The organism is Moritella dasanensis ArB 0140 (assembly GCF_000276805.1).
In the GTDB taxonomy this organism is placed as follows: domain Bacteria; phylum Pseudomonadota; class Gammaproteobacteria; order Enterobacterales; family Moritellaceae; genus Moritella; species Moritella dasanensis.
In genome coordinates, this window is sequence record NZ_AKXQ01000007.1 from 1 (window position 1) to 14,501 (window position 14,501).

Consider the following 14,501-nt stretch of genomic DNA (forward strand, 5'->3'; position numbering starts at 1 on the left):
GTAGGGCATCGCCAAGCGCCAACTTTAATTCAAGGCTTTGCCTTGGGTAAAAAGTTATTCAAGGTAAAGCCTTGGGTAGAAAATATATCTAATTATTTAGATATATAGGTTCATTAACCATCAGGTTATTGACCAATGATAGGGGTGTAGCTCCAACGGCAGAGCAGCGGATTCCAAATCCGCGTGATGGGAGTTCGAATCTCTCCACCCCTGCCAATTTTTAGAAAAATATCAAATCAAAGAAACAGATTTAACTTTAATTAAAAAATAAGTTATAATCCTGTTCATCTTGTAGGGGTGTAGCTCCAACGGCAGAGCAGCGGATTCCAAATCCGCGTGATGGGAGTTCGAATCTCTCCACCCCTGCCAATTTCTTCTGTAAATCTTCATGATATGGTTATCCAATGAGTAATTTTTCACGTTATTACTTGCAGCAAATGGGTATCACATTATGGCAATGTCATAAGCCTGAACAATTTCCTCATCTCGCTAGTCAAGCTGAAAAAATAGCACTGCCAAAACATTGCCAAATTTTAATTGTCGTTAATGATAAACTTGCCCCGCATAATCAATTTATTAAACAGATCTTGCGTACCCTACAATTAGAATTGAATCAAAGTCATATTATCTCAGAAGAACAATTAAAGTATTATTACCAAACCCCCGAGTGGATTTGGACAATTGGCTGTAAACAATCTGAACTGGCCGCCAAAAAACAACTCTCATCACCTCATCTAGATGTACTGTTACATTCTGCTCAAGCTAAAAAGCAGCTTTGGCAACAAATCGTCGGTTATATGTAATCTGTTATATTAACGGGATCTTGAATGCCAAAAATTATTCCTCTAACACTTGAACACTTACCTTTAATCCAAAAAATAGAAGCCGCAAGTCATGCCTTTCCTTGGTCAGATAAAGTCTTCGCCAGTAATTTTGGTGCGCGATACTTTAATTTCTTATTAGTTAAAGATGAGCAAGTATTAGGTTATTACTTTGCTAACCAAGTGGCCGGAGAAGCAAGTCTGCTTAATATTACCGTCGCGCCTGAGTATCAAGGTAAAGGTTACGGTAAACAGCTGATTAACCATCTAATTCAAGAGTGCCAACAGCAAGCATTGTTTCAGTTATGGTTAGAGGTTCGTGAGTCTAATCATGGTGCTTATCACCTCTATCTAAATGCTGGTTTTAATGAAGTTGATCGCCGGATCAACTATTATCCTGCTGCGACAGGTAGAGAAGATGCCATTATGATGTGCTGTATTATTTAGAAACAAGACAGGGTGATTCTTTGTTGTTTTTGCTATAGGTAAGGCCTATTAACTGTATACTTATTCCTGATTAATTATTACTATCCGTGAATTAAATATTCAAGCACGCTGAAGGTGGTTTGGGTATTTGATGCGTTTAATTCTATTTATGGATAATCAGAGAAGCTAATGACACAACACTTAGTAAACAGTTTTAGAACTAAATTTGCAGCACGTAAAACCACAACCGCGATTCGCTTTAAAGAGCAAGGCGAATGGCAACATATCACTTGGTCTGCGTTACTTGATAATTCAGATCGTGTTGCGAAAGCATTATTATTTCTTGGCTGTGAAGTACAAACTAAAGTCGGTATCTTTGCAAACAATCGCCCAGAGTGGAGCTTTGCAGATTTAGGTATTTTAGCTGCACGTTGTGTTACTGTTCCTATTTATCCTACCAATACGACCGAACAAACCCGTTATATTGTTAATAATGCTGATATTGATTATCTATTTGTTGGTGCTCAAGAGCAGTTTGATAAAGCCCTTGAACTATTAGCAAAGAATGACTTAAAGTTGATCATTGCGCTGACGGATGCCATCGATTTAAAAGGTGAGTCCAATGCGATGTACTTCTCTGATTTCATTAAGCAAGGTGATGACGTATCCGATGTAGAGTTTGAACAGCGACTCATTGATGCCAATATGGATGACCTTGTTACGCTCATCTATACATCCGGCACAACGGGACAGCCAAAAGGTGTCATGCTTGATTACACTAACTTTGCCGCCGCATTTAAAAGCCATGACAAGATGATCGATGTGTCGGAAACCGATACTTCCATTGCGTTTCTACCGTTAAGCCATGTACTAGAGCGCAGTTGGTCTTTTTATCTGATGCATTGTGGTGCGCAAAATGTCCATCTCGAGAATCCAAAATTAATTATTGATGTGATTGCTGAGGTTAAACCGACATTACTCGTTGCTGTGCCACGTTTATATGAAAAAATATACAGCACGATCCACAGTCGTTTAGAGTCTGCATCTAAAGTTAAAAAGGCATTGTTTAACTGGGCGACTAAAGTCGGTTTAGCACACTTTAAACTTATTCATAATGACCAACAACCATCGTTTTTGTTAGCAAGCCAGCATAAATTAGCTGACAGGCTAATCTTCTCTAAACTACGAGGGATTCTGGGTGGTAATACCCGTTTTTTACCTTGTGGTGGCGCTAAGGTTGATGCGGATATAAATCTGTTTTTTCAATCTATCGGTATTCAGATTCAAGCGGGTTATGGCATGACGGAAACAACTGCAACGGTTTGTTGTCATCGTGATACTGGTTATGACTTTGGCTCAATTGGCTTACCATTACCAGATATGGAAGTGAAAATAGGTGCTGATAAAGAAATATTAGTGCGTAGTGATACGGTAATGAAGGGCTATTACAAGATGCCTGAAGAAACCGAAAAGAACTTTATCGATGGTTGGTTGAAAACCGGTGATGCGGGTAAAGTTTTAGCTAATGGTGAAGTCGTTATGACGGAACGTATTAAAGAGTTAATGAAGACCTCGAATGGCAAATATATTGCTCCACAGTTGGTTGAAGGCACATTGAACAAAGATCATTTTATCGATCAGGTCGCTATTGTTGCCGATTCCCGTCATTTTGTTAGCGCCTTAATAGTGCCGTCATTTGAAGCGCTAGAAGAATACGCCAATTCGATTAACCTACAGTTCTCAAGTAAAGCTGAGCTATTACGCCATAGCCATATTGTGACTATGTTTGAGAAACGCTTGCAAGAGTTACAAAGTGAATTGGCTAATTTTGAAAAAGTAAAAAAATTCAAATTACTTAATCGTGAATTTTGTATGAAAAAGGGTGAAATCACGCCGACTATGAAACTACGTCGTAAAGTGATTGAAAGTGAATATAAAAAAGACATTGATGAAATGTATAACAGTGATAAAAAGTAATTACTGTTAAAAAATAAGAGTAAGAATAGAAATAAGAAATAGAAAAGGGAGCTAATTAGCTCCCTTTTTAGTATCTACACTTACAATTTGTTACTAGCCGTATTTGCTATCAACAATAAGTCGCAGTCTATTAAGACTTATTTAAACTGTGTTTGTAGCGGTGGTAATACTTGTTTTTTACGGCTTACAACATTAGGTAAGTCGATCAGTTCGCCAACGAACGTACCGCCTAGTGTTTCTGCCACTAAGGTACTCTCTTCACTTTCGATTAACGCGATAGAGTTCAGGTTAGTAATATCTGTTAATAATACTAAGGCTGTGTGGTAACCAAATTCCGCTTTATACTTAACAAGTTCAGCTTGTAGTTCTTCTTTACGTGATAGCGCAGCATCGATGTTCGTGATCTCTACTTGTGCTATTGAAAAGTCTTTTTCACCGATAGTGTAAACTTTAAGGTCACGTAGAATTAATTCTTCAGAAGGTACTGCTGCAATGTCAGATTTCGCTGCAAACTGTGCTGTTACGAATGCATTAATATCATCAATACCAGCGATTTTAGCTAGCTCGTGTGCTGCATCAATATCGATTTGTGTACATGTCGGCGAGTTGAAGTGAACGGTGTCACTTAAGATTGCACCTAACATCATTACCGCTACTTTTTGATCGATTTCGATGTTATGGATCTTATACATGTTGTACACAATCGTGTTTGAACAGCCGCAAGGCCAGATCCATGCTTCAAGTTGTTCGTCAGTTTCAACATCACCTAGTTTGTGATGATCAACGATACCGCGAATTGTCGCTTGGCGAGCATCTTTTGGTGCTTGGTTGAAATCAGAATAATCAATGATCCAAACTTCTTCACCAGCAATTGATGTACGGATTTCAGGGCACGTTAGACCAGCTTGTTCAAGCAGGAAAAGACCTTCTGCATTCGGTTCGCCTTGCATAATTGGTGTTACGGTTTTGCCATCGCGTTTTGTTAAAAATGCAGATAGAGAGATTGAGCCTGCTAAGCTGTCACAATCAGGGTTTGTGTGTCCTAGTACTAACATCATTGCTTCCAAATTTATTATAGGTTTATGGATTAACGAACATAATAGTGATCTCGGTTAAGCTGTGCAACCTTATCTACTCGATCTCGGGATTATTTCCACGGATTATTTGCCTTTTTCTATCGACTATTAACCATTATTTAAGTATAACATCGAATTTTAAATGTGATCATGAACACATATTAAGGCGATTAGTCGGTAATTCTGATGTGAATCAAGCAAACGACTATTTTGTTTCGAAATGACGTGACCTTGATTGTATCTGTTACTAAGACGATTATAATTGCGTGATCTAATTAACACTTTAAGGCGGTATAATGCAGCACAGGGCTCATCTTTTTTCGTTACGTATTGCACACGCTTTACGTGAGTCGTTTAGTCGTTCTGACTATAATTCGACTAAATTCGGAAAAGATTTATTAGCAGGTATCACGGTTGGTATCATTGCTATTCCTTTGGCCATGGCGCTTGCGATTGCCAGTGGTGTTGCACCCCAGTACGGACTTTATACGGCTATTATTGGTGGTATTGTCATTGCAATATCAGGTGGTAGTCGTTATAGCATTTCAGGACCCACTGCTGCTTTTGTGGTTATTCTCTACCCCATTGTCCAGCAGTACGGTTTTGGCGGTTTATTATTAGCCACAATCATGTCGGGACTGATCTTAGTTATCATGGCGGTATTACGTCTTGGTCGCTTTATTGAGTATATTCCTGAAGCTGTTACCCTCGGTTTTACCGGTGGTATTGCGGTTGTTATTGCGACATTACAGTTTAAAGATTTTTTTGGTCTGTCTATTGAGACGTTACCGGAACACTACTGGGATAAATTGGCGGTATTAGTAAATGCCCTACCACAATTACATTTACCAAGCTTTGCCGTTGCGGCTTTTACGCTTGTTATCATGCTGCTTTGGCCGAAATTAAAAACCGTGGTACCGGCGCATTTACCTGCGGTTATCCTTGGTAGTTTATTAGCGGTAATATTAAATGATTTTGGAATGGACATTGCGACTATCGGCAGCCGCTTCCATTACTTATTACCTGATGGTACTCAAGGTGCGGGTATCCCACCGTATTTGCCTACTTTCGAATGGCCTTGGTTACAAGCTGGCGCGGATGGCCAGTCATTAGTCTTAAGCTGGAAACTCTTGTCTGATTTATTACCGGCTGCATTTGCGATTGCCATGTTAGGCGCTATTGAATCATTACTGTGTGCAGTGGTGCTTGATGGCATGACCGGCAAACGCCATAGTGCTAATAGTGAATTGTTGGGGCAAGGTATAGGTAATATCGTGGTGCCATTTTTCGGTGGTATTACCGCTACTGCGGCTATCGCGCGTTCTGCTGCGAATGTAAAAGCTGGCGCGCAAACGCCGATATCTGCCGTCATCCATGGTTTAGTCGTGCTGGCTAGTTTAGTGTTGTTAGCACCATTATTAGCGTATCTACCAATGGCTTCGATGGCGGCATTATTACTCGTCGTTGCTTGGAATATGAGTGAAGCAGGTAAAGCGCTACACTTATTAAAAACGGCGCCAAAAAGCGACCTTTGGGTTTTTGTCATTTGTTTTTCGTTTACTATCTTGTTTGATATGGTACTCGCCATTACGGCAGGCATCTTATTAGCAGCAGTATTGTTCATGAAAGAAATTGCTGAAATGGTTAAAGTGACCGACATTACTGATAATAAGCGCATGATCACTGCGGATATTCCAGCAGGTTGGCGGGTCTTTAAGATTAATGGCCCACTTTTTTTTGCCGCGGCCGACCGAGTATTTTCTGAATTAGCAGATAAAACCAGTGAGGTCGATGGTTTTGTACTGTATTTAGATGCAGTGCCTTTACTTGATGCCGGTGGTTTAGCGGCAATGGAGCAGTTTATTAAAGAATGCCAAATTTATAATACCCAAGTGATATTCTGTGACCTGCAATTTCAACCATTAAAAACCTTAGCAAGAGCGGGTGTGCAGCCTATTGGTGGCGTGACATCTTTTAGTCCGACATTGCATGAAGCATTAACTGAAATTGCCAACTATTAATTGCAGCCTGACCTTGTGTCTTATCGTTATTTCAGCGAAAATAGCGCCCATTAGATTTAACCCAATGAGAAGACTCATTCATGTCAAATAGCATTCTTGCGCAAGAGGTGTCGAAAAGACGTACTTTTGCGATTATCTCGCATCCCGATGCTGGTAAAACAACCATTACCGAAAAAGTACTTTTATTCGGGAACGCATTACAAAAAGCCGGTACCGTAAAAGGTAAAAAATCGGGTCAGCATGCTAAATCTGACTGGATGGAAATGGAAAAAGAACGTGGTATTTCGGTGACAACATCGGTAATGCAGTTCCCGTACCGCGACTGTCTGGTTAACTTACTGGATACACCAGGACATGAAGATTTCTCGGAAGATACCTACCGTACCCTAACGGCTGTCGATTCATGCTTAATGGTCATTGACTGTGCAAAAGGTGTAGAAGCACGTACTGTTAAGTTAATGGAAGTGACACGTCTACGTGATACGCCAATTATTACTTTCATGAATAAAATTGACCGTGATATTCGCGATCCAATTGATTTGATGGATGAAGTTGAAGAAGTATTAAAAATTGCATGTGCACCCATTACTTGGCCGATCGGCATGGGTAAAGAACTAAAAGGTATTTACCATATTTTACGTGACGAAGTGGTCATGTATAACATTGGCCAGGGTCACATGATCCAAGATAGCCGTGTGATTAAAGGCATTAACAACCCTGAAATTGATGAAGCACTGGGTGATTATGCCCAGGAATTACGTGACGATATGGAGCTTGTTAAGGGCGCTGCGAATGAATTCGATTACGACTTATTCATGGCGGGCGAATTAACACCAGTATTCTTTGGTACCGCATTGGGTAACTTTGGTGTTGATCATGTTCTTGATGGTTTAGCAGAATGGGCGCCAACGCCACAATCTCGTGAGTCTGATGTACGTACGGTGGAGCCAAATGATGAAAACTTCTCTGGTTTCGTGTTTAAGATCCAAGCTAATATGGATCCAAAGCATCGTGACCGTATTGCTTTTATGCGTGTTTGCTCTGGAAAATACAGTAAAGGCATGAAAATGAAACACGTGCGTCTAAATAAAGACGTGAGTATTTCTGATGCCGTGACCTTTATGGCGGGTGACCGAACTCAAACGGAAGAAGCCTATCCTGGTGATATTATTGGTTTACATAACCATGGTACGATCCAAATTGGCGATACCTTTACCCAAGGTGAGTCACTTAAATTCTCTGGTATCCCTAACTTCGCACCAGAAATGTTCCGTCGTATTCGTTTGAAAGATCCACTTAAACAAAAGCAACTGCAAAAAGGCTTGATTCAATTATCTGAAGAAGGTGCTGTGCAGGTGTTCCGTCCGCAACGCTCAAATGATTTAATCGTTGGTGCGGTTGGTGTGCTACAGTTTGATGTAGTGGTACATCGTTTACGTAGTGAGTATAAAGTGGATGCAATTTATGAAGGCATCAGCGTAGCGACTGCACGTTGGGTTGATTGCGCTGACCCACGCAAGCTAGAAGAATTTAAAAAGAAAGCTTGGGACAATATCGCCTTAGATGGTGGTAATAACTTAACGTATATTGCGCCGACTATGGTTAATTTACGTTTAGCACAAGAACGTTATCCTGATGTTACTTTCCGCGAAACGCGTGAACATTAATTAATATTAGGCAGTGAAGCAAGTAAAAAACTTTACCTCTAAAGAGGTGAAGTTTTTTCGGGATAGTTATTTCTATTTGTGAACTGTTTTTTTTGTTGAATTTAAGCTATTGATTTATAGTCATAGTTTTTTAGTTTTTAAACTTTTCGTGATTTTTTGTGATTTAGGTCCCATATATTGGGATTTTTATTTTTAAATGATGTACACTACGTCAGCCTTTTTATGTGGCTTCGCTCATCAAGAGACTTTGAGCAAAAGACCACTAATTTTGCGCACGAAATATTATATGTGGAGCTATAATTGATATAGCTTTATTCAAAGACCCGTCTACCTGAGGCCCGTGAATGTCTGATACATCACCCGTACAATTTACTGATTTAAATTTACCTGAACCAATCTTAAAAGCGTTGAATGATCTAGGTTATGAAACACCTTCACCAATTCAAGCAGAATGTATTCCGTTACTACAAAACGGTGGTGATGTGCTAGGTATGGCACAGACTGGTACGGGTAAAACAGCTGCGTTTGCATTACCATTATTGAGTAACATTGATACTGCATTGACTAAACCACAAATATTGGTGCTAGCACCAACTCGTGAGTTAGCTATTCAAGTTGCTGAAGCATTCCAAGCGTACTCACGTCATATGCGTGGATTCCATGTACTACCTATCTACGGCGGTCAAAGCTACCCGATTCAGTTAAAAGCACTGAAACGTAACCCACAAGTAATTGTTGGTACACCTGGTCGTGTGATTGATCACATTAACCGTGGTACGCTTGATCTTTCTGGTATTAAAGCATTAGTACTTGATGAAGCTGATGAAATGTTACGCATGGGCTTTATTGATGATGTTGAATCAATTCTGTCTAAAACACCTGAAAAACGTCAAATGGCGTTATTCTCTGCAACTATGCCAGATGAAATCCGTCGTATTACTAAACGTTTCATGACTGATCCAACTGCAGTTAAAATTGCAACTAAAACATCAACTGTTGAAAACATTGAACAAAAATGTCTAATCATTGGTGGTTTACAAGCAAAACTTGACGGCCTAACACGTATTCTTGAAACTGAAGACTACGATGGTGTGATCATCTTTGCTCGTACTAAAACAATGACTGTTGAACTTGCTGAGAAATTAGAAGCTCGCGGTTATTCTGCTGCTGCACTAAACGGCGATTTAAACCAAGCAATGCGTGAACGCACTGTAAGCCGTTTGAAAAGTGGCCAGTTAGATATCGTTATCGCAACAGACGTTGCGGCACGTGGTCTTGATGTTCCGCGTATTGATTTAGTAATCAACTACGATATCCCAACTGATACAGAATCATACGTTCACCGTATTGGTCGTACAGGCCGTGCTGGTCGTAAAGGTACTGCAATTTTATTCGCAGCACCACGCGAGCGTCGTTTGTTAAAAGCGATCGAACGTGCTACACGTCAGCCATTAACAATGATGGAATTACCTTCACGTGATGATGTTACGAAAAAACGTATCGCATCTTTCCGTGATGACATTGTTAAAATGCTTGCTGGTGACGAAAACCTAGATTTCTACAAAAACTTAACAGCGCAATTGTCTGAAGAGTTAGAAGTTAGCGAACTAGACCTTGCTTCTGCGTTATTATTTATGGCACAGAAAGAAAAACCATTAGTATTACCACCTGAAGCGCCACGTCGTGAACGTAGTTTCCGTGAAGAAGATCGTGGTCGTAACGACCGCAATGACCGTGGTGGTGATCGTGGCCGTGATCGTGGTGACCGTCCAGAACGTGGCGAACGTCCTGACCGTGGCGAACGTGGTGAGCGTCGTCCAGCTGCTGAAATGGAAGTTTTCCGTATCGAAGTTGGTCGTACTGATGGTGTTCAAGTTAAGAACATTGTTGGCGCTATTGCTAATGAAGCAAACATCAACAGCCGTAACATTGGCGGTATCCGTCTACATGATGACTACTCTACAATTGAATTACCAAAAGGTATGCCAAGCGAGCAGTTACAACAACTACAACAAGTTTATGTTTGTAACAAAGCATTACGCATGAGCAAACTTGAAGGTGTTGCAGCTGAAGGTCGTCAAGAACGTAGCAGTGCTCCACGTGATAACGATCGTCCAGCACGTGATGGTCATCGTGGTCAACGCCGTGATACTACTGGTGGTGAACGTCGTGAATCTACTGGTGGCGAAGAACGTCGTCCACGTCGTCCACGTCGTGACTAATTAACTCGTTAACAATTAATCGTTAATAGTTAAATATAAAAAAGGAGCGCTTGCGCTCCTTTTTTGCATCTGGGATATTATTAATACTTATCACATTAGCTAAATGAGCGTTTATTTAATGTAATGAGTATTTAGTTATCAACATTTAGAGATAAATAGATCATACTTCTTCAGTTAATTTATAGGAATTCTTCTTGTGAAAATGGACCTCTCTACCAACGCGCCAGTTGCGATGAAGCAAGCGCATTCAATGACCATTCATCAGCATACACGCCAAGATGACTATTTTTGGTTACGTGATGATGAACGTAAAAATAAACAAGTATTAAGCTACCTAGAACAAGAGAACAATTATACTCAAGCAGTATTGTCACCCTTAGCGTCACTGCAAACTCAATTGTATGATGAAATGGTTGCCCGCGTTAAACAAGACGATGCTTCAGTACCTTACCTAGAAAAAGGCTATTGGTATCAAACGAGTTTTTCTGAAGGCAAAGAGTATCCGGTCTACAGCTGGCGTAAAGATGATGCAGATGCCGAATGGCTGGTATTACTTGATGCCAACGAGCGTGCCAAAGACCACCAATATTATCAGTTAGGTGAATTAGCAATAAGCCCCAATCATCAAGTCTTAGCATTTTCTGAAGACACGGTGAGTCGCCGCCAATATCGTTTACGTTTCCTGAACCTTGATACTGGTGAAGCGTACCCAGAAGAAATAGAAGATACCGAATCTGTAGTTTGGGCGAATGACAGTCAGACTTTTTTCTATGTCAAAAAACACCCAACAACCTTATTACCTTATCAGGTTTATCGTCATCAACTGGGCACTGATATCAGTACCGACGTATTGATATATGAAGAACTCGACGATACGTTTTACACTGACATCTATAAATCTACCTCAGATGATTACATCATGTTGTCGTTAAGTAGCACCATGACGACTGAGGTACATGCGTTATCTGCAGATAATCCGACGGAGGCATTTACGTTATTACGAGGTCGTGAACGCGGTCATGAATATAGCGTGGATCATTATCGTCAGCAGTTTTACATTCGCAGTAATAAAACCGGTAAAAACTTTGCCTTGATGTCGGCAACTTCTGCGACAATAGCAGATACCCAACAATGGCAAACAATCATCCCTGCACGTGATGATGTGTTATTAGAAAGTTATGAATTGCTGCGTGATTGGTTAGTGGTTGAAGAGCGCTCGCAAGGGTTAACATTTTTACGTCAAATTAATTGGCAGACCAATGCCGAGAAAATCATTAAGTTTGATGATCCCACTTATACCGCGTGGCTAGGTACAAATCCTGATCCTGATACCGACAAACTACGTTATGGTTATTCTAGCTTAACGACGCCAGCGACAACCTATCAATTAAATCTTGATAGCGGTGAGCGTGAAGTATTAAAACAGCAAGCTGTTGTCGGTGACTTCTGCGCGCAAGATTACCAGAGTGAACGGGTTTGGATTGCTGCTGAAGATGGCGTCAAGGTACCGGTATCGCTAGTCTATAAAACGGCACTGTTCTCTAAAACCAACGCTAATCCCATACTGCAATACGCTTATGGTTCTTACGGTTCAAGTATTGACCCGTATTTTAGTGCATCGCTATTGAGTTTACTTGATCGCGGGTTTGTATATGCCATTGCCCATGTTCGCGGTGGTGAAGAACTCGGTCGTGATTGGTACGAAGACGGTAAACTACTGAAAAAAATGAATACCTTTACCGATTTCACTGCTGTAACCAAAGGTCTTTTGGCTCAAGGTTATGCTGACCCTAAGCGTGTTTATGCCATGGGCGGCTCTGCTGGCGGGCTATTGATGGGAACAGTGATAAACATCGCACCTGAGCTTTATCATGGTGTCGTTGCGGCAGTACCTTTTGTTGACGTAGTCAGTACCATGCTTGATGAATCAATACCACTGACAACGGGTGAATATGACGAGTGGGGTAATCCTAATGAAGCTGAATATTATCATTATATGTTGTCTTACAGTCCTTACGATCAAGTGACGACACAAGCTTATCCACATATGTTGGTGACAACCGGGTTACATGATTCACAAGTGCAATATTGGGAGCCTGCCAAATGGGTTGCTAAATTGCGTGAATTAAAAACTGATGAAAATGTATTGTTGCTACATACCGATATGGAAACCGGTCACGGCGGTAAGTCAGGGCGCTTCCAGCATTATCATGATACTGCGCAAGAATATGCGTTCATGCTTGATCTTGCAGAAAGTACCTCGTTATAAAATAAACAGGGACAATGCCTTGTTATTGTATAGGGCATTGCGCTGATTAAGACCGTTTCAAGGTCTTTAACGGGGTAACGGCATCACTCTATTTCGACCAAGACGTTTTGCTTCATACAACTGTAAGTCGGCGCGGGTTAAAATTTCATGACTGGTATCGCGAGGTTTATTCTCACTGACCCCAATCGATACGGTGATGTTATCAATGACTTTACCTGAGCGTTTGTCACGAATACTGAGTCGTTCAATGGCACGACGAATAGACTCGGCATTTTGACGGGCAACGGTAAAGGTTTTGTGCGGTAAAATAAGCACGAACTCTTCGCCACCATAACGGAATACTTGTTCACCTTCTTGGCAGCTATCTGAAATACGTTTAGCTATCGCTTTTAATACTTGATCACCGAGTTGATGGCCGAAGTCATCGTTGAATGCTTTAAAGTTATCAATGTCGATCATTAAGATAGAAAAATTACGATTCAAACTCGGGTTACTACAGAAGGTCTCGATCTCTTTCGCAAATACGCGGCGATTGAGTAGTCCGGTTAAACCGTCATGCATCGCATCATGCTGTGTTTCGATTAAGGTTTCACGTAATTGGGCAATCTCAGCCTGCGCTTCGTGCAACTGGCTTTTGAAATGCCGTGTTGATGAGCGTACATCATGAGACTCTTTAACCAACTCACGTACTGCCGAAAGGGTTTTTTCAATCGAGAAACCATCTTCTTCAACACTCGATAATTCGTTCAAACATTTATTCAGCATACGATCAAATTCATTGGTATCATTGAGCGTATCGTGTAACGAGCTGCTTAATTCATTGGTCATGGAGTCGAGTTCACAACGTAATTGGGTGATCTCTTGCTCGCGCTTGTCAACGATGAAACGTTGGTAAAGCTCTTCACTTGCTGCCGGTGTACATGTCCCGTGCTGAGCAATTTTGTCATCCAGCTGTTTCTGTAATGCACTATTATTATCAGAAACATAGTGATACCACAGCGCATAGTTGGTTGGCGTTGTTGGAATTTGATATTGGATCATCAACGGCATGGCTTTTTTTAGATATTGAGCAGATAAAGCAAAGAGTTTTTTAGACATGTACCGTTCCATAGAGGTTCTTAATTATGATTAACTACGCTATTAAATCAAATTATGCTCCAAGTTACACTATCTCTTTATTTTACTCTTTATTTCATTCTTATTTTTACTCTTGTTTATACCCGATCAAAAGGCGGCCTATTTCGTGATAGAACTCATCGACAGTCATTGTCATTTAGACTTTGCGGATTTTGCACCGGATCGACTTGAGGTATTAGCCAGAGCAAAAGCGAAAGGGGTAACACATTTTTTAGTGCCCAGTATTGGTGCGCACAATTGGCAAGCGGTATTAGCATTAGCAAGTCAACACCAAGGCGTTTATGCGGCATTAGGTATCCACCCTTATTTTCTCGCAAATTTCGATGACAGTCATTTACAGTTACTTGATTACTATTTAACAACAGAAAAGGGGGTTGTCGCCGTTGGTGAGTTTGGTCTAGATAAAATGGTCGATTTTCCGTTCGAGCAACAACTGCAGATCTGTAAGCAACAACTCTTGTTAGCTAAACAGCATAACTTACCGGTTATTTTGCATTGTCGTAAAGCGCACAACGAACTGATCCAGTTATTACAACAGGTAAAATTATCGCGTGGTGGCGTGATCCACGGTTTTAGTGGCAGCAGTCAGGTGGGTATGCAATATATAAAACTGGGGTTCAAATTGGGTATCGGTGGGGTAATTACCTATCCAAGAGCAGCAAAAACGCGACAAGCGGTGAGTGAATTGCCTCTGTCTTCGTTATTATTAGAAACAGACTCGCCAGATATGCCTATATTGGGTTATCAAGGGCAGCGAAATGAGCCCGCTAACATTACAGAAGTGTTACAGACACTGACAAAATTGAGAGGAGAGTCGGAAGAATTAATTGCAAAAGCCAATGTTAGTACGTTTTGTGAACTATTCCTGTCGTAATTTGACAGTTT

Annotated in this window: 10 protein-coding genes and 2 tRNA genes; 10 read left to right on the forward strand and 2 right to left on the reverse strand. The window is 40.8% G+C overall.

Annotation, left to right across the window (positions count from 1 at the left end):
- Positions 1-140: 140 nt before the first annotated feature.
- The 5 genes from A923_RS0107190 to A923_RS0107210 all read left to right on the forward strand — a co-directional run bounded on the left by A923_RS0107190 (position 141) and on the right by A923_RS0107210 (position 3,224).
- Positions 141-216, forward strand: a tRNA-Trp gene (locus A923_RS0107190).
- A 77-nt stretch (positions 217-293) separates the two neighbouring features.
- Positions 294-369, forward strand: a tRNA-Trp gene (locus A923_RS0107195).
- A 35-nt stretch (positions 370-404) separates the two neighbouring features.
- Positions 405-803, forward strand: coding sequence for a DNA polymerase III subunit psi (locus tag A923_RS0107200; RefSeq protein WP_017220991.1), 399 nt, complete (start codon positions 405-407; stop codon positions 801-803).
- Between the two features lie 24 nt (positions 804-827).
- Positions 828-1,268, forward strand: a complete 441-nt coding sequence (gene rimI, locus A923_RS0107205) for a ribosomal protein S18-alanine N-acetyltransferase (RefSeq protein WP_017220992.1) — start codon at positions 828-830, stop codon at positions 1,266-1,268.
- Between the two features lie 168 nt (positions 1,269-1,436).
- Entirely contained in the window at positions 1,437-3,224 is a 1,788-nt protein-coding gene (locus A923_RS0107210; protein WP_017220993.1) for an AMP-dependent synthetase/ligase, read from the forward strand.
- A gap of 137 nt (positions 3,225-3,361) precedes the next feature.
- On the opposite strand, the gene A923_RS0107215 is transcribed toward A923_RS0107210, so the two are convergent.
- Positions 3,362-4,279: a manganese-dependent inorganic pyrophosphatase gene (locus A923_RS0107215; RefSeq protein WP_017220994.1), complete on the reverse strand. Its 918-nt coding sequence runs from the start codon at positions 4,277-4,279 to the stop codon at positions 3,362-3,364.
- Positions 4,280-4,596: 317 nt separating this feature from the next.
- Between A923_RS0107215 and dauA the strand changes: the two genes are divergently transcribed.
- The 4 genes from dauA to A923_RS0107235 all read left to right on the forward strand — a co-directional run bounded on the left by dauA (position 4,597) and on the right by A923_RS0107235 (position 12,479).
- Positions 4,597-6,321, forward strand: coding sequence for a C4-dicarboxylic acid transporter DauA (gene dauA / locus A923_RS0107220; protein WP_017220995.1), 1,725 nt, complete (start codon positions 4,597-4,599; stop codon positions 6,319-6,321).
- An 80-nt stretch (positions 6,322-6,401) separates the two neighbouring features.
- On the forward strand, positions 6,402-7,988 hold the full coding sequence (gene prfC / locus A923_RS0107225; RefSeq protein ID WP_017220996.1) for a peptide chain release factor 3: 1,587 nt from the start codon (positions 6,402-6,404) through the stop codon (positions 7,986-7,988).
- Positions 7,989-8,332: 344 nt separating this feature from the next.
- Entirely contained in the window at positions 8,333-10,210 is a 1,878-nt protein-coding gene (locus A923_RS0107230; RefSeq protein ID WP_017220997.1) for a DEAD/DEAH box helicase, read from the forward strand.
- Between the two features lie 202 nt (positions 10,211-10,412).
- Positions 10,413-12,479, forward strand: coding sequence for a S9 family peptidase (locus tag A923_RS0107235; RefSeq protein WP_017220998.1), 2,067 nt, complete (start codon positions 10,413-10,415; stop codon positions 12,477-12,479).
- A gap of 66 nt (positions 12,480-12,545) precedes the next feature.
- On the opposite strand, the gene A923_RS0107240 is transcribed toward A923_RS0107235, so the two are convergent.
- Complete coding sequence (locus A923_RS0107240) at positions 12,546-13,577, reverse strand: GGDEF domain-containing protein (protein ID WP_017220999.1); 1,032 nt, start codon at positions 13,575-13,577, stop codon at positions 12,546-12,548.
- A 145-nt stretch (positions 13,578-13,722) separates the two neighbouring features.
- On the opposite strand from A923_RS0107240, the gene A923_RS0107245 reads away from it, so the two are divergent.
- Positions 13,723-14,490 (forward strand): TatD family hydrolase, encoded by a 768-nt coding sequence (locus tag A923_RS0107245; protein ID WP_017221000.1) that lies wholly within the window; start codon positions 13,723-13,725, stop codon positions 14,488-14,490.
- Positions 14,491-14,501 lie beyond the last annotated feature (11 nt).

Bases quoted from the DNA above. Each gene is read 5' to 3' on its own strand.
- rimI (WP_017220992.1), top strand. From the start codon at position 828: ATGCCAAAAATTATTCCTCTAACACTTGAACACTTACCTTTAATCCAA.
- dauA (WP_017220995.1), top strand. From the start codon at position 4,597: ATGCAGCACAGGGCTCATCTTTTTTCGTTACGTATTGCACACGCTTTA.
- A923_RS0107240 (WP_017220999.1), bottom strand. From the start codon at position 13,577: ATGTCTAAAAAACTCTTTGCTTTATCTGCTCAATATCTAAAAAAAGCC.
- A923_RS0107230 (WP_017220997.1), top strand. From the start codon at position 8,333: ATGTCTGATACATCACCCGTACAATTTACTGATTTAAATTTACCTGAA.
- A923_RS0107235 (WP_017220998.1), top strand. From the start codon at position 10,413: ATGGACCTCTCTACCAACGCGCCAGTTGCGATGAAGCAAGCGCATTCA.
- A923_RS0107215 (WP_017220994.1), bottom strand. From the start codon at position 4,279: ATGTTAGTACTAGGACACACAAACCCTGATTGTGACAGCTTAGCAGGC.
- A923_RS0107200 (WP_017220991.1), top strand. From the start codon at position 405: ATGAGTAATTTTTCACGTTATTACTTGCAGCAAATGGGTATCACATTA.
- A923_RS0107210 (WP_017220993.1), top strand. From the start codon at position 1,437: ATGACACAACACTTAGTAAACAGTTTTAGAACTAAATTTGCAGCACGT.
- prfC (WP_017220996.1), top strand. From the start codon at position 6,402: ATGTCAAATAGCATTCTTGCGCAAGAGGTGTCGAAAAGACGTACTTTT.